General features: G+C 69.4%; 14 protein-coding genes. 12 read left to right on the forward strand and 2 right to left on the reverse strand.

The window, feature by feature from the left end; genetic code table 11:
- The first annotated feature begins 322 nt into the window (after window positions 1–322).
- The 8 genes from miaB (at window position 323) to trmB (ending at window position 8,618) form a co-directional block, all read left to right on the forward strand.
- Window positions 323–1,699: a tRNA (N6-isopentenyl adenosine(37)-C2)-methylthiotransferase MiaB gene (miaB, locus tag SLNSH_RS12300; protein WP_106337283.1), complete on the forward strand. Its 1,377-nt coding sequence runs from the start codon at window positions 323–325 to the stop codon at window positions 1,697–1,699.
- Window positions 1,700–1,712: 13 nt separating this feature from the next.
- Window positions 1,713–2,747, forward strand: coding sequence for a PhoH family protein (locus SLNSH_RS12305; RefSeq protein WP_106337284.1), 1,035 nt, complete (start codon window positions 1,713–1,715; stop codon window positions 2,745–2,747).
- Window positions 2,744–3,259, forward strand: a complete 516-nt coding sequence (gene ybeY / locus SLNSH_RS12310; RefSeq protein ID WP_245422298.1) for an rRNA maturation RNase YbeY — start codon at window positions 2,744–2,746, stop codon at window positions 3,257–3,259. Before SLNSH_RS12305 ends, ybeY begins: the two co-directional genes overlap by 4 nt.
- Before the next feature lie 5 nt (window positions 3,260–3,264).
- Window positions 3,265–4,350: a hemolysin family protein gene (locus tag SLNSH_RS12315; RefSeq protein ID WP_106337285.1), complete on the forward strand. Its 1,086-nt coding sequence runs from the start codon at window positions 3,265–3,267 to the stop codon at window positions 4,348–4,350.
- A 10-nt stretch (window positions 4,351–4,360) separates the two neighbouring features.
- Window positions 4,361–5,956: an apolipoprotein N-acyltransferase gene (gene lnt / locus SLNSH_RS12320; RefSeq protein ID WP_106337286.1), complete on the forward strand. Its 1,596-nt coding sequence runs from the start codon at window positions 4,361–4,363 to the stop codon at window positions 5,954–5,956.
- Between the two features lie 154 nt (window positions 5,957–6,110).
- Entirely contained in the window at window positions 6,111–6,581 is a 471-nt protein-coding gene (locus tag SLNSH_RS12325) for a helix-turn-helix domain-containing protein (protein WP_106337287.1), read from the forward strand.
- A 146-nt stretch (window positions 6,582–6,727) separates the two neighbouring features.
- Window positions 6,728–7,918: a methionine adenosyltransferase gene (metK, locus tag SLNSH_RS12330; protein ID WP_106337314.1), complete on the forward strand. Its 1,191-nt coding sequence runs from the start codon at window positions 6,728–6,730 to the stop codon at window positions 7,916–7,918.
- A 10-nt stretch (window positions 7,919–7,928) separates the two neighbouring features.
- Window positions 7,929–8,618 carry a tRNA (guanine(46)-N(7))-methyltransferase TrmB gene (trmB, locus tag SLNSH_RS12335; RefSeq protein ID WP_106337288.1) on the forward strand — a complete coding sequence of 230 codons (690 nt, stop codon included), beginning with the start codon at window positions 7,929–7,931 and terminating at the stop codon, window positions 8,616–8,618.
- 6 nt (window positions 8,619–8,624) lie between these two features.
- Here the strand turns inward: trmB and SLNSH_RS12340 are convergent, their stop codons facing one another.
- Together SLNSH_RS12340 and SLNSH_RS12345 are read right to left on the reverse strand one after the other, a co-directional pair.
- Complete coding sequence (locus SLNSH_RS12340; RefSeq protein ID WP_106337289.1) at window positions 8,625–9,719, reverse strand: DUF2336 domain-containing protein; 1,095 nt, start codon at window positions 9,717–9,719, stop codon at window positions 8,625–8,627.
- A 92-nt stretch (window positions 9,720–9,811) separates the two neighbouring features.
- A complete protein-coding gene (locus SLNSH_RS12345; RefSeq protein WP_106337290.1) occupies window positions 9,812–10,906 on the reverse strand; it encodes a DUF2336 domain-containing protein in 1,095 nt (364 codons plus the stop codon).
- A 270-nt stretch (window positions 10,907–11,176) separates the two neighbouring features.
- Between SLNSH_RS12345 and rimP the strand changes: the two genes are divergently transcribed.
- The 4 genes from rimP to SLNSH_RS12365 form a co-directional block, all read left to right on the forward strand.
- Entirely contained in the window at window positions 11,177–11,941 is a 765-nt protein-coding gene (gene rimP / locus SLNSH_RS12350) for a ribosome maturation factor RimP (RefSeq protein WP_106337291.1), read from the forward strand.
- A 5-nt stretch (window positions 11,942–11,946) separates the two neighbouring features.
- Entirely contained in the window at window positions 11,947–13,539 is a 1,593-nt protein-coding gene (gene nusA, locus SLNSH_RS12355; protein WP_106337292.1) for a transcription termination factor NusA, read from the forward strand.
- A 40-nt stretch (window positions 13,540–13,579) separates the two neighbouring features.
- Window positions 13,580–14,290 carry an RNA-binding protein gene (locus tag SLNSH_RS12360; protein ID WP_106337293.1) on the forward strand — a complete coding sequence of 237 codons (711 nt, stop codon included), beginning with the start codon at window positions 13,580–13,582 and terminating at the stop codon, window positions 14,288–14,290.
- The coding region (locus tag SLNSH_RS12365; protein ID WP_196240249.1) for a translation initiation factor IF-2 associated domain-containing protein at window positions 14,283–14,560 on the forward strand (278 nt) is incomplete at its 3' end. The genes SLNSH_RS12360 and SLNSH_RS12365, both read left to right, overlap by 8 nt.

A 14,560-nucleotide genomic window follows, 5' to 3' on the forward strand; every position in this document is an offset into this window, starting at 1 on the left:
ATTGCTCTGGATTGCTTCGCTGCGCTCGCAAGGACGGAGAAGCGAGCGGCGCCAGCCTACAAACCCTGATGCGCCGCGGCCACGCCGGGCGGCTTCTTGCGAATCCAGTTCTCTTGAAGGCTGCGAGCGTCNAAGCGAGCGGCGCCAGCCTACAAACCCTGATGCGCCGCGGCCACGCCGGGCGGCTTCTTGCGAATCCAGTTCTCTTGAAGGCTGCGAGCGTCTAAACACCGTCACGAGAACTGCGGCATGCTGACGGCGTGCCGTGCGAGTGCGTGAGTGATTCGCGCTGCGCGACAGCGCCGCGGCATCGGCGGAACCCATGGCCCAGGACGGAAACAGGAAGGTCTACGTCAAATCCTACGGCTGCCAGATGAACGTCTATGACGCCCAGCGGATGGCGGACGTCCTGGCCCCGGAAGGCTATGTGGAGACGGGCGAGGTCGGCGAGGCCGATCTGGTGGTCCTCAACACCTGCCACATCCGCGAGAAGGCGGCCGAGAAGGTCTATTCGGAGCTCGGCCGCGTGCGCGAGATGCGCCGCGAGCGCGAGGCCGGCGGCGCCGGGATGCAGGTGGTCGTGGCCGGCTGCGTCGCCCAGGCGGAAGGCCCCGAGATCCTGCGCCGCGCCAAGGGCGTGGACCTCGTCGTGGGTCCCCAGAGCTACCACCGGCTGCCCGAGCTGTTGGCGGAGGCCCGCAGGCGCCCCGTCGTGGACACGGAGTTCCCGGCCGAGAGCAAGTTCGACGCCCTGCCCCAGGCGACGCCGGAGCGCACGCGCCAGCGCGGGGTGTCGGCCTTCGTCACCGTCCAGGAAGGCTGTGACAAGTTCTGCACCTTCTGCGTGGTGCCCTACACCCGGGGCGCCGAGGTCTCGCGCCCCGCCGCCGCCATCCTGACGGAGATCGCGCGACTGGCCGCCGCCGGCGTGCGCGAGGTTTCCCTGCTCGGCCAGAACGTCAACGGCTACCATGGCGAAGGGCTCGATGGGGCGGACTGGTCCCTGGCCCGGCTGATCCGCCGCGTGGCTGAAGTCCCCGGAATCGATCGGATTCGTTATACCACAAGTCACCCGCGCGACATGGACGGGGAACTCATCGCCCTTCACGGCGATTTGCCCGCCATGATGCCCTACCTGCACCTGCCGGTGCAGTCGGGCTCGGACGCGATCCTGTCGGCCATGAACCGCAAGCACGGGCGGGACGAATATCTCCGGATCATCGACCAGGTGCGCGCCGCGCGCCCGGACATCGCCGTGTCGTCCGACTTCATCGTCGGCTTCCCGGGCGAGACCGACGCCGACTTCCGCGATACGATGGACCTTGTGGAGCGCGTCGGCTTCGCCGGCGCCTTCTCGTTCAAGTACAGCCCTCGCCCCGGAACCCCGGCGGCCGACAACGCCGCCCAGGTCCCGGAAGGCGTCAAGGCGGCGCGGCTCGCGGAGCTGCAGGCGCTGCTGGATCGCCAGCTGAAGGCCTACAACGCCGCCACGGTGGGCAGGACGGTGGACGTGCTGGTCGAGAAGGCCGGCCGCCACCCTGGCCAGATGGTCGGCAAGTCCCCCTATCTCCAGCCGGTGGCCTTCGAAGGTGGCGGCGCGCAGATCGGCGACATCGTCCCGGTGCGGGTGACCGCGCTGGGAACCTACAGCCTGCTGGGCGAGCGGGCCGACATCGAACCGGAGCGGGCCACCGCTTGAAGGAGAGGCTTCCTTGAGACCAGCCGAGGGCGTCAACCGTTTCACCCGCCAGGCGCGAGGCGTCGCCGAAGCCGCCGAGATCAAGCTGACCTTCGAGGACAACCGCCTCGCCAGCCTCGTCTTCGGCCAGTACGACCAGAACCTCGCCCACCTGGAGCGCCGGCTCGGGGTGGTGGCGAACGCCAACGGCAACAACGTGGTCCTGAAAGGCGCGCCGGACAACACCGAGCAGGCCCGGCTGGTGCTGGAGCGCCTGTATGAGCGCGTGCGGGACAACGAATCGCTGAGCCCGGGCGACGTCGACGGCGTGATCCACGAGACCGCCATGCAGGGCGTGCTCTTCCCGGTGGACACCGGCGGCTCCGCCTTCGAGGAGGTCGGCACCCGTCGCCGCCGCGTGCGCGCCCGCAACGCCGCCCAGCACGCCTACCTGCGCGCGCTCAAGCGCCACGAGCTCGTCTTCGCCGAGGGACCCGCCGGCACCGGCAAGACCTGGCTCGCCGTGGGGCACGCGGTGCAGCTCCTGGAGCAGGGCGTGGTCGAGAAGCTCATCCTCTCCCGTCCGGCCGTGGAGGCGGGCGAGCGCCTCGGCTTTCTGCCCGGCGACATGAAGGAGAAGGTCGATCCCTACCTGCGCCCCATCTACGACGCCCTCTATGACTTCATGGAGGCCCGCCACGTGGAGCGCGGCATGCAGACCGGCATGATCGAGATCGCCCCGCTCGCCTTCATGCGCGGCCGTACGCTCACCAACGCGGTGGTGCTGCTCGACGAGGCCCAGAACACCACCACCATGCAGATGAAGATGTTCCTCACCCGCCTGGGCGAGGGCTCGCGCATGATCGTCACCGGCGACCCCAGCCAGATCGACCTGCCGGCCGGGCAGAAGTCCGGCCTGGTCGAGGCCGTGCGCATCCTTGATGGCGTCGAGGGCATCGGCCGCGTCACCTTCAAGGAGGGCGACGTAGTGCGCCACGACCTCGTGCGCCGCATCGTCTCCGCCTACGAGGAGGATGTGCGGGTCGACCTTGGGAAGCGCGCCCCGTGACCGCTCCCGTCCTGGACACGGTGGAGGAAAGCCCGCTCTGGCAAGCCCTCCCGGAAGCCGAGGCCCTGGCCGAAAAGGCCGTGGCGGCCGCCGCGGCCAGCGGTGGCGTCAAGCTGCTGCCGGGCGCCGAGGTGAGCCTCCTGCTCACGGACGACGCCCACATGCGCGAGATCAACCGGGAGTGGCGGGAGAAGGACAAGCCCACCAACGTCCTCTCGTTCCCGGCCGTGCAGCCCGGCAAGGTGGCCAAGGCGCCCTTCCTGGGCGACATCGCGGTCGCCTACGAGACGCTGGCCCGCGAGGCCGCGGACGACGGCAAGGCGGTGGCCGACCATTTCACCCACCTGGTCGTGCACGGATTTCTCCACCTGCTCGGCCACGACCACATCGAGCCGGACGAGGCGGAGCGCATGGAGGCCCTCGAGGTCGCCATCCTGGCGACGCTGGGCGTCGCCGATCCCTACGCCGACCGCCCTCTTGACGAGGAGACGCCGTCCGTCAGGATGGCCTGACTGCCATGACCTCCGACGATTTATCCAGCGGCGCGCCGAACGGCTCCGCGAAGCCAGGCGGCGCCGGCGAGAGCCGGGACGCTTCGGGCGAGAGTTTCATCGACCGATTGTTGTCGCGCATCGGGATCCGGCACGCCCAATCGGTGCGCGACGACCTCGAGGAGGCGCTGTCCGAGAGCGGCGCCGAGTTCGCCCCGCTCGAGCGCGCCATGCTGCGCAACGTGCTGGGCCTGCGCACCCACCGCGTCGACGACGTCATGGTGCCCCGCGCCGATATCGTGGCAGTTCCCATCGAGACCACGCTCGGCGACCTCCTGCGCATCTTTCGCACGGCCGGCCATTCCCGGCTGCCGGTCTACGCCGAGACCCTCGACGACCCGCGCGGCATGGTCCACATCCGCGATTTCCTCGACTACATGGCCATGCGTGCCGAAGCGGCGCGGCCGTCCGCCCGCCGCCGCGCCTCCCTGCCGGCCGATGCGCCCGACCTCGGCAAGGTGGACCTCTCCATCCCGCTCTCGGCCGCCAAGATCCTGCGGCCCGTCCTGTTCGTGCCGCCCTCCATGCCGGCCATGGACCTGCTGGTGAAGATGCAGGCCTCGCGCACCCACATGGCGCTGGTGATCGACGAGTACGGCGGCACCGACGGCCTCGTCTCTATTGAGGACCTGGTCGAGATCATCGTCGGCGACATCGAGGACGAGCACGACCTCGAGGACGCGCCCATGATCGTGCGCGCCCCCGACGGCAGCTTTCTGGCCGACGCCCGCACCAGCCTGGAGGAAGCCTCGGCCTCGCTGGGCGCCGACCTCGTCCATGGCGAGGTGGCCGAGGAGGTGGACACGCTCGGCGGCCTCATCGCGGCCCTGGTGGGCCGCGTGCCCGTGCGTGGCGAGGTGATCGCCCACCCGTCCGGGGTGGAGTTCGAGGTGCTGGACGCCGACCCCCGCCGCATCAAGCGCCTGCGCATCCACACGGTGGCCCTGGAGCCCCGCCTCACCACGCCCGAGGCGCCCCTGGCGCTGCCTGCGCCCGAAAGCGCCGGAGCGGCCGCGGAGGCGGCCGGCTCGCCCGAATCCAAGCAAGGCTGACGCGGTCCGCATGCACACCTTCGCCCATCGCATCATCCTCGCATGGGGATGGCGGCGCCTCCTGCTGGCCTTCGCGGCGGGCGCGGTCGGCGCGCTGGCCATGCCGCCCTTCGGCGCGCTGCCGGCGCTGGCCCTGTCGTTCACGGCGGCCGTCTGGATCCTGGACGGCTCGGCGGCCGACGTGGGCCGCCTGTCCCGCGCCACGCTCGGACACGCCGCGCTGGCGGGGTGGTTCTTCGGCTTCGGCTATTTCACCGCCGGCCTGTGGTGGCTTGGCTCGGCCTTCCTGGTGGAGGCGGACCAGTTCGCCTGGCTGATGCCGCTCGGCGTGCTCGGCCTGCCTGCGGTTCTCGGCCTCTACATGGCCCTCGCCTTCGCCCTGGCGCGCATGATCTGGACGCCGGGGCCCATGCGCATCGTCTCCCTGGCGCTCTCCGTCACCGCGACCGAGTGGCTGCGCGCCGTGCTGTTCACCGGGTTCCCCTGGAACGAGTTCGGGATGGCGCTCGGCGGCTGGCTCGTTCCCGCCCAGGCCGCCTCCATTGTGGGGCTGCATGGCCTGACGCTGCTGACCGTGCTCATCTGCGCCGCTCCCGCCACGCTCGGCTCGGGCCTGAGCGGCCGCGAGCGCTGGCTGCCGCCGAGCCTGGCCCTGGGCGCCTTCGCGCTCCTGCTCGCCTTCGGCGCGGTCCGGCTCTGGACGGGCCACGCCGGCGTCCAGCCCAATGTCCGCCTGCGCATCGTCCAGCCGAACATCCCGCAGGACGACAAGTTCAGGCCGGAGAACCGCGAGGCCATCATGGCCCGTTACCTGACCCTGAGCGACCGGGCCACCTCGCCGGATCACCCCGGAATCGCGGGCGTGACGCACCTGATCTGGCCCGAATCGGCCTTCCCGTTCCTCCTCGCGCGCGACCCGACGGCCCTCGCCCAGATCGCCCAGCTCCTGCCCAAGGGCGCGGTTCTGGTGACCGGGGCCGTGCGCGCCGGCGAGCCGCTGCCGGGCGAGCGTGGCCGCCACTACTTCAATTCCGTCCAAGTGGTGTCGGACGAGGGCCTGATCCTCGACAGCTCCGACAAGGCGCACCTCGTTCCCTTCGGCGAGTATCTGCCCTTCAACGACTTGTTGACCGCCTGGGGCCTGCGCCAGTTCGTGAATGCGCCGGGCGGCTTCGAGGCGGGCGCCCGCCGCAAGATGCTGGCTGTCCCCGGCCTGCCGCCGGTCGCCCCGCTCATCTGCTACGAAGCGATCTTCCCTGGGGAGGCGAGGCCTGACCAGGGCGCGCCGGGCGTCCTCCTCAACCTGACCAACGACGCCTGGTTCGGGGTGACGCCCGGACCCTACCAGCACATGGCCCAGGCCCGGCTTCGGGCCATCGAGGAGGGGCTTCCGCTGATTCGCGCCGCCAACGACGGGGTCTCCGCCGTGGTGGATCCCTACGGGCGCGTACTTGGCTCCCTGGGTCTCGGGCTCGACGGCGTGCTCGACGCGTCCCTTCCTAAGCCCTTGCAAGGGACGGTGTTTTCCCGCATGGGCCACCTGCCCGCGGCAGGATGCATATTGCTTTTGCTAACTGCATTGACCATTCGATTACGAAGGAATTGACATTAATCACGAAGTTGCACTACGGTCCTCTCAACCGTGGGTCGCCTCGTCAGGTTGCAAATCGCTATTCGCGTCGCAACTGGGGGGACAGGGACGCGGCCTTCGGTTGCGGGTCCTGCGCGCAGGGCTTCCGCCGGACCCCGTTTCGGAGGACATGACTTTGAAAAAGGCTCCCAATCCGATCGACAAGCACGTAGGCAGCCGCGTTCGCATGCGTCGGGTCCTGGTCGGCATGAGCCAGGAAAAGCTCGGCGAAGCGCTCGGGCTGACGTTTCAGCAGGTGCAGAAATACGAGAAGGGCACCAACCGCATCGGCGCTAGTCGCCTGCAGCAGATCTCGAAGATCCTCGGCATGCCGGTGGAGTTTTTCTTCGAGGGATCGCCCCAGCCGGAAAGCGAACCCATCGGTTTCCGGGACGCTGCAGACACCACCTATGTGGCGGACTTCCTGGCCACCAACGAGGGTGTGCAACTGAACCGCGCGTTTCTGCGGATCAAGGACGCCAAGATCAGGCGCCGCATCGTCGACCTCGTGTCGTCGCTGGCCGGCACGGACGAATCGGCCATCCTCGCCGAGCCCAGCTTCGCGGAGATGGATGCGCCGCAAGCGCTCGTCGCCGAGTAGGCGTTTTGGCCGGGCCCGCTCACGAGCGGGCTCCATCGTTCGGAGTAACGAACGCGTCCGTCAATTCGGCTTGACCTAAAGAACGCCTGCTGTCAGGAAAAATGAAACGGGCGGCTCAGCCGCCGACCAGCAGTGGCGAGGTCATCGTGGCGCGTTCGAGCTATCTGTTCACCAGCGAGTCGGTTTCGGAAGGCCACCCGGACAAGGTTTGCGACCGGATCTCCGACGAGATCGTCGACGCCTTCTACCGCGAGGGCCCGCAGCAGGGCTGGGATCCGAAGGATATTCGGGTCGCGTGCGAGACGCTCGCGACCACCAACCGCCTTGTGATCGCCGGCGAGACGCGTGGCCCCGCCACGCTCACGCGCGACTACATCACCCATCTCGCGCGCCTGGCGGTCCGCGACATCGGCTACGAGCAGGAAGGCTTCCATTGGGAGAACGCCCAGGTGGAGGTGCTCCTGCACGCCCAGTCGGCTGACATCGCCCAGGGCGTGGACTCGGCCGGCAACAAGGACGAGGGCGCGGGCGACCAGGGCATCATGTTCGGCTACGCCTGCCGCGAGACGCCGGAGCTGATGCCGGCGCCGATCTACTACGCCCACAAGATCCTGGCGCGCTTGTCGCAGGCCCGTCGCTCGGGCGAGAGCGCCGCGCTGGGCCCGGACGCCAAGAGCCAGGTCACGGTGCGCTACGAGAACGGCAAGCCGGTCGGCGCCGCCGAGATCGTGGTCTCCACCCAGCATCTCGACGCCGACCTGTCGTCCCATGACGTGCGCGCCATCGTGGAGCCCTACGTTCGCGATGCGCTTCCGCGGGGCTGGATCAGCGCCGACACGGTCTGGCATGTGAACCCCACAGGCAAGTTCGTGATCGGCGGCCCGGATGGCGATTGCGGCCTCACCGGCCGCAAGATCATCGTCGACACCTATGGCGGCGCCGCTCCCCATGGCGGTGGAGCCTTCTCGGGCAAGGACTCGACCAAGGTGGACCGCTCCGCGGCTTACGCCGCCCGCTACCTCGCCAAGAACGTGGTGGCGGCCGGCCTGGCGGATCGCTGCACCATCCAGCTGTCCTACGCCATCGGAGTGGCCCGTCCGCTGTCGATCTACGCGGACCTCTACGGCACGGGCCAGGTGGACGAGGGGCGCCTCGAGAAGGCGCTCATGGAGGTCATGGACCTGACCCCGCGGGGCATCCGCACCCATCTCGGCCTGAACCGCCCGATCTACGCGCGCACCTCGTCCTACGGTCACTTCGGCCGCGCCCCGGAGGCCGACGGCGGCTTCAGCTGGGAGCGGACGGACCTCGTGGACCCGCTGCGTTCGCTGCTCTGAGGTCTGCGGCATGTCGGGCGCCGCAGGCGAACGCGGCGCCTTCTTCGGCCGCCGCAAAGGCAAGAAACTGAGGGCCGGGCAGGCCGATCTCTTTGAGACGTTGCTGCCCCGCCTGCGGATCGACCCCAAGCAGGACCTGGCTCGGCCGCGGGAGCTCTTCCCACGACCCGTCGGCGGGCTCTGGCTCGAGATCGGGTTCGGCGGCGGCGAGCACCTGCTCGCCCGCTCCCGCGAGAACCCGGACGTCGGCTTCATCGGCTGCGAGCCGTTCGTGAACGGCATGGCCAAGCTGCTGGCTGCGGTCGACGCCGAGAAGCTGGACAACATCCGCCTTTACGACGGCGACGCCCTGCAGGTGATCGAAGCGCTCCCCGAGGCGTCGGTGGACCGGGTGATCCAGCTCTATCCCGATCCCTGGCCCAAGCGCCGCCATCACAAGCGCCGCTTCGTGTCGGACGCCATGCTGGCGCGCCTGGCGCGCATCGTCAGGCCCGGCGGTTCGTTCTGGTTCGCGAGCGACATTGACCACTATGTCGGCTGGGTGCTCGCCCGCGTGCTGCGGTCGCCGGACTTCGTCTGGGAGGCCTCAAGCGCCGCGGACTGGCGGACGCCGTATCCGGGCTGGCCGGGCACCCGCTATGAGGCGAAGGCCCTGCGCGAAGGGCGGACGCCCAGCTACCTGCGCATCCGCCGCCTCTGACCCTGTCTACTGCACCACCGAAAGCGCGCCATGGGCGTCGCGCGCGTGGAGGAACCGGATCACACGGCCGGCCGTCGTGGGATTGAGGCGCTCGTAGCTGTCCTGGAGTCGCTCCGGGTCGTACGGCTTGTGGCTCGGCGCCAGCCGGAACCGCTGCAGGGCGTGGACCGTCCGCCAGCTGAACCCGACCGCCTTGCACACGATGAGCAGGAGGTCCTCGTCGGGATCCACGAACACCCGGTCAGCGATGGCGCGCGGGAGCTGGGCCAGCAGCGCCAGCGCCGCCAGCGCCTGGCCTCGCCGGCCATCGCGCGCGTAGGCCACGACGTCGCCCTCGGTCAGTTCCCCGCGCTGGAAGCGCAGCGTGACCTCCTCGATATCCCGCGCCTCGGCCCGGCGGGCGAGGGCGCCGCTTTCGGTGAAGCGCGACGCTCCCTTGTCGATGGCCGCGGCCACGAGGCCCGCGAGCCGGCTGTCGGCCACGGCGCAGAGCCGGGCCCGGACCATGTCCTTGGCCATGCCGATGAGGGACTCCAGGTGCTCCTGGGGCAGGTCCTCCCGTTCGCCGAGGGCCAGCTGAAGCTCGTCGTCGCGGGCCGCGAGCGCCATCAGCCGCCCGAAGCCGGTGGCGGAGATGCGCGCCGTCGCGTTGCGCGACACCGCGCAGGCCACGGCCGCGTCGCCGTGGATCGCCAGCGCGTCGGTGACGGTCTCGCCGATCTCGGGCCGGGTTCCGATGGCGATCATGTGGTCGCGCCCGAAGGCCAGCGCGATCGAGACCAGGTCGCCGTCGGAGAGCCGGGGCGACCGCTCCAGGATGGGCCGGGCCACCTGGATGTCGTCGGAGGCGAGCTTCAGGATGGTTTCCGGCGGAGCGTTCGGCACGTCCGCCAGCCGCTCGGCGAGTTCCGCGCGGGCGTAGATCTCGATGCGCTGGGCCAGGAACAGGATCACCTGGTCGAACAGCGCCACCTGCTCCTCGACGAGGCCGTCCGCCTGCTTCAGGAACAGGTCCGTGACGCTGCGGAGCGTTTGCAGCCGCTTCTCGGGCCCGGCGGACGCCAGGTTCGAGGCGATGTCGTGCGGAATGGGGATCGCCATGGTGTCGCTCCTTCAAGCAACAACCTAAGCGATAGGCCTCAGGAGAATTTCAACGCGATCGATGAAAGGAGGCGGGTCGCGCTAACGACTCGTTAAGTCTGCGTGACTTTCTGGCGCGCCGCCACGAACCGCATCACGCGCTGGGCGGTCGGGATGCTCAGGCTCTCGTAGCTCGCGAAGGCGCTCTTGAGCAGGCTCTGGGGCGCGGTCTTGCCCGCCTTGGCCAGCAGGAAGGCCTTGAAGGTGGGCCAGCTGAACCTGACGCCCCTCACGATGAAGAGCAGGGGGTCGAAGTGAGGGGCGCTGAAGGCGTTGGCCACCATCTCGGACGACATCTTCGCCACGTGGGCCAAGCCCACCAGCGCGTCGGCCAGCTTGTCGGCCTTCAGCATGCGGACGATCTCGTCCTCCGTCAGCGCGCCGCGCATCTCGATCGCGGTCACCCGCGGTTCGGCGGCCTCGAGGTCGGACAGCAGGATCATGGGGCCGGTGGCGTTCATGACCGCGTCCGCGCCGGCGTCCAGCGCGTCGGCCACCAGGTCGTCCCGGCCCTTCATGGAACTGAGGATCTCGGCCCGGGCCCGCTCCTTGGCGGCGGCGATCAGCGCCGTCGTGTGATGCGCGGGCAGGTCGCCGCGGCCGTGCAGGATATCCTGGAGCTCGGCGTCTTCCGCCGCCCGCTTCACCATGGTCGAGAAGCCATGCTCGGAGAATTTGGCCGTGTCGTTGGTGGCGACCTTGCGGACGACGCGCTCATCGCCCCGGACGACCAGCACGTCAGTCACGCTCTCGGGAAGGTGCCGCCGGCCCGAAATGGCCATGAGGTGATCCTGCCCGCGCTGCCGCGCGATCTCCACGAGGTCCTCGTCGGCGAGGCGGGTCGAGCGCTCCAGGACCGGGGCCGCCACGGCGGCGTTTTCGTCGAACGCGAGGTTGCGCACCGTCTTGACCGGCGCATTGGCGACGTCGGCGAGGCGTTCGGCCAGGTCCACCCGGGCCCGGAACTCAATCTCGTGGGCCAGCCGGACGATCACCTCGTCGAACACGGCCACATGGTCCTCGTTGAGCTGGGGCGACTGCTCCACAAACAGATTGGTGATCCGGCGCAGCGTATCGACGCGCTTGCCGTCCTGACCGCTGGCGATTGCGGCCTCCACCTCGGTCACAACGGATTTGAGCGGTTGCATAAATGAGCCCCTGCACCAATGCCGGGAATATGGCTCAAGAACCTCACCAAAAAGTATCTTGCGGCTTCGCTTTCGCTCGCTGGGTGATCCGGAGGAATCCGGACAAAGCTCTGTCTCGGCGTCGTCGGGCGCGAAGTTTCTTGCATCGGGGCCGCAGATGCGTATAGTGCGCGCCATCCAACAACGTCGCATCACGGTCGTCTGATCGTCTTGTGAGAGTGGGGCCCGCGGGACCCGCTCTTTTTTGCTTAGGCCTTTGCGGGGACCTGCGTGTCGGAACTCGACGAACCCAGACTGATCCAGGAGACCGGCGTCGCCGCCCGCGTCGGCGCCATCGTCGCCCCCGTGCTGCACGACCTCGGCTTTCGCCTCGTGCGGGTGAAGATCTCGGGCCAGAACGGCTGCACGGTCCAGATTATGGCCGAGCGTCCCGACGGAACCTTCACGGTCGACGATTGCGAGGCCGCGAGCCGCGCCATCTCGCCGGCGCTGGACGTGGACGACCCGCTCGACCGCGCCTACCACCTCGAGATCTCGTCGCCGGGCATCGACCGCCCGCTGGTCCGCGCCACCGATTTCGACCGCTGGGCCGGGCACATCGTGAAGATCGAGATGCAGGTCGCGCACGACGGCCGCAAGCGCTTCCGCGGCGTCATCGTGGGCTCCGAGGAAGGCCATGCCGTCATCGAGAAGACCGAGCTGAAGGAAGGCGAGGAGCCCCGCGTCCGCCTCCCGCTCGGCGACATCGGCGAGGCGCGCCTCGTGCTCACCGACGAGCTCATCCGCGAGTCGCTGCGCCGCGGCAAGGCCGCGCTCAGGGGCGAGAGCCTCGACGACGAGGGCGAGGACGACGACGTCATCCCGCCCGACGAGATGGAGGCAGGGGAGGAGATCGCGCCCGTCCCGCCGCCCCATTCGCCGTATCGCGGCCCCAAGGCCAAGCCGAAAAAGGCCGGACCCGGCCCGAAGGCATCCCCGAAGAAGAAGCCCAATTCCCAGTCCAGGCCGGGCGTCAGCCGGCCCGTGAAGGAGTGACACCCATGGCCGTCAGCGCCAACAGGCTCGAGCTCTTGCAGATCGCCGACGCGGTCGCCCGCGAGAAGGTCATCGACCGCCAGATCGTCCTCGCCGCCATGGAGGACGCCATCGCCAAGGCCGCGCGCTCCCGCTACGGCGCGGAGACGGAGATTCACGCGGACATCAACCCGCGCACCGGCGAGCTGCGCCTGTCGCGCTACCTCCACGTCGTCGACGCCGTCGAGAACCCGGCCACCGAGATCGCCCTGCAGGACGCGCAGCGCTTCAACCCGGCCGCCCAGGTGGGCGACACGATCGCCGACACCCTGCCGCCCTTCGATTTCGGCCGCATCGCCGCCCAGTCGGCCAAGCAGGTCATCGTGCAGAAGGTGCGCGAGGCCGAGCGCGACCGGCAGTACGAGGAGTTCAAGGACCGCATCGGCGAGATCGTGAACGGCGTCGTGAAGCGCGCCGAATACGGCAACGTCATCGTGGACCTCGGCCGCGGCGAGGGCATCGTGCGCCGCGACGAGCTGATCCCGCGCGAGGTGTTCCGCCCCGGCGACCGCATCCGCGCCTATGTGTACGACGTGCGCCGCGAGCAGCGCGGCCCGCAGATCTTCCTGTCGCGCACCCACCCGCAGTTCATGGCGAAGCTCTTCGCCCAGGAGGTGCCGGAGATCTACGACGGCATCATCGAGGTGAAGGCGGTCGCCCGCGACCCCGGCTCCCGCGCCAAGATCGCCGTGATCTCCCGCGACAGCTCCATCGATCCCGTCGGCGCCTGCGTGGGCATGCGCGGCTCGCGCGTCCAGGCGGTGGTGGGCGAGCTCCAGGGCGAGAAGATCGACATCATCCCGTGGTCGCCAGACGTGGCCACCTTCATCGTCAACGCCCTCCAGCCGGCCGAAGTCGCGAAGGTGGTGCTCGACGAGGACGCCGAGCGTATTGAAGTCGTGGTCCCGGATGACCAACTATCTCTTGCGATCGGACGGCGCGGCCAGAACGTGCGCCTCGCCTCGCAGCTGACCGGCTGGGATATCGACATCCTGACCGAGGCCGAGGAATCCGAGCGCCGCCAGAAGGAATTCGTGTCCCGCACCTCCATCTTCATGGAGGCGCTGGACGTCGACGAGGTGGTGGGCCAGCTGCTCGCCTCCGAGGGCTTCCGCTCCGTGGAGGAGCTGGCCTACGTGGACGTCTCGGAGCTCGCCTCCATCGAGGGCTTCGACGAGGACACGGCGGAAGAGATCCAGAACCGGGCCCGCGACTACCTGGCCCGGATCGAGGCCGAGCAGGACGAGCGCCGCAAGGAGCTCGGCGTCGCCGACGACCTGAAGGAGGTCGAGGGCGTCACCACCGCCATGATGGTGAAGTTCGGCGAAAACGACGTGAAGACCGTCGAGGACCTCGCGGGCTGCGCCACCGACGACCTCGTCGGCTGGACCGAGCGCAAGGGGGGCGAGACCACCCGCCACGCCGGCTTCCTGGACGGCATGGAGATCTCCCGCGAGGAGGCCGAGGCCATGATCATGGCCGCGCGCGTCAAGGCGGGCTGGATCGAGCCTGCGGCGGAAGCCGAGGGCGAGCAGCACGAGGAGGCGGCGGAGGCCTGACGCCCCGCCGTCCTGAACGGATACGGAGAGGCGAACAGGCGTGGCGAACAGGCGGTCTCAGGCGGAGCAGGAGGGTCCCGAGCGGACCTGCGTCGCCACCCGGACGGTTCGCCCTCCTGACGAGCTGATCCGCTTCGTGGTCGGTCCCGACGACCAGCTCGTCCCCGACCTGAAGCGCAAGCTGCCCGGTCGCGGCGTCTGGGTCACGGCGTCGCGGCAGGCGGTCGAGGAGGCCGCGCGCAAGAAGGCATTCGCGCGCAGCCTCAAGGCGTCCGTGAAGGTCCCGGCGACGCTCGCCGACGACATCGAGCGGCTGCTGGAGCGCGACGCCCGGGATTCGCTGAGCATGGCGAACAAGGCCGGGCAAGTCGTCGCAGGGTTTTCGAAGGTGGAGGCCGCCATCGCGCAGGGCGTGGCGGGGATCCTCCAGGCCACGGACGCAGCCGCGGACGGGGTCAGGAAGATCGGGCAGGCGTTGCGGCGACGCTACGGCGAGAGAGCCGATGCGATTCCCGTCGTGGCGGCGCTCGATTCTTCCGAATTGGGTTTGGCATTGGGACGGTCACATGTGATACATGCAGCGCTCCTCGAAGGGCCCGCAGCCCGCGCATGTCTTGCGCGCTGTCGGGCCTTGGAGCGTTACCGCGCCGGCTTGCCCGACGGGCAGGTCCCCGCGGACCCCACGCACATGGCATTGGCGGCAGCCGATACGACGACCCGAGAACCGCAGGAACAAGAGCGGAATGACTGATACGAAGAACAGCGGCGACAAGACGCTCCACGTCCCCGGCAAGACGTTGAGCCTGAAGCGCCCGGTCGAGCAGGGTGTCGTACGGCAAAGCTTCTCGCATGGCCGCTCGAAGGCCGTGGTCGTGGAGAAGGTGAAGCGTCGCATCATTGGTCCGGGCGAGCATCCGAAGCCGGAGGCCGCGCCGGCGGCCCCCGCGGCTGCCGCCCCGCGCCCGGCTGCGCCGGCTCCCCGTCCGGCGGCTCCCGCCCCTGCGGCTCCCGCTCCCGCGGC

This window comes from Alsobacter soli, assembly GCF_003004785.1.
Classification (GTDB): domain Bacteria; phylum Pseudomonadota; class Alphaproteobacteria; order Rhizobiales; family Beijerinckiaceae; genus Alsobacter; species Alsobacter soli.

Excerpts from the sequence above, each read along its gene's own strand:
- miaB (WP_106337283.1), top strand. The coding sequence starts at position 323 with ATGGCCCAGGACGGAAACAGGAAGGTCTACGTCAAATCCTACGGCTGC.
- SLNSH_RS12315 (WP_106337285.1), top strand. The coding sequence starts at position 3,265 with ATGACCTCCGACGATTTATCCAGCGGCGCGCCGAACGGCTCCGCGAAG.
- lnt (WP_106337286.1), top strand. The coding sequence starts at position 4,361 with ATGCACACCTTCGCCCATCGCATCATCCTCGCATGGGGATGGCGGCGC.
- SLNSH_RS12325 (WP_106337287.1), top strand. The coding sequence starts at position 6,111 with ATGACTTTGAAAAAGGCTCCCAATCCGATCGACAAGCACGTAGGCAGC.
- trmB (WP_106337288.1), top strand. The coding sequence starts at position 7,929 with ATGTCGGGCGCCGCAGGCGAACGCGGCGCCTTCTTCGGCCGCCGCAAA.
- SLNSH_RS12340 (WP_106337289.1), bottom strand. The coding sequence starts at position 9,719 with ATGGCGATCCCCATTCCGCACGACATCGCCTCGAACCTGGCGTCCGCC.
- SLNSH_RS12345 (WP_106337290.1), bottom strand. The coding sequence starts at position 10,906 with ATGCAACCGCTCAAATCCGTTGTGACCGAGGTGGAGGCCGCAATCGCC.
- nusA (WP_106337292.1), top strand. The coding sequence starts at position 11,947 with ATGGCCGTCAGCGCCAACAGGCTCGAGCTCTTGCAGATCGCCGACGCG.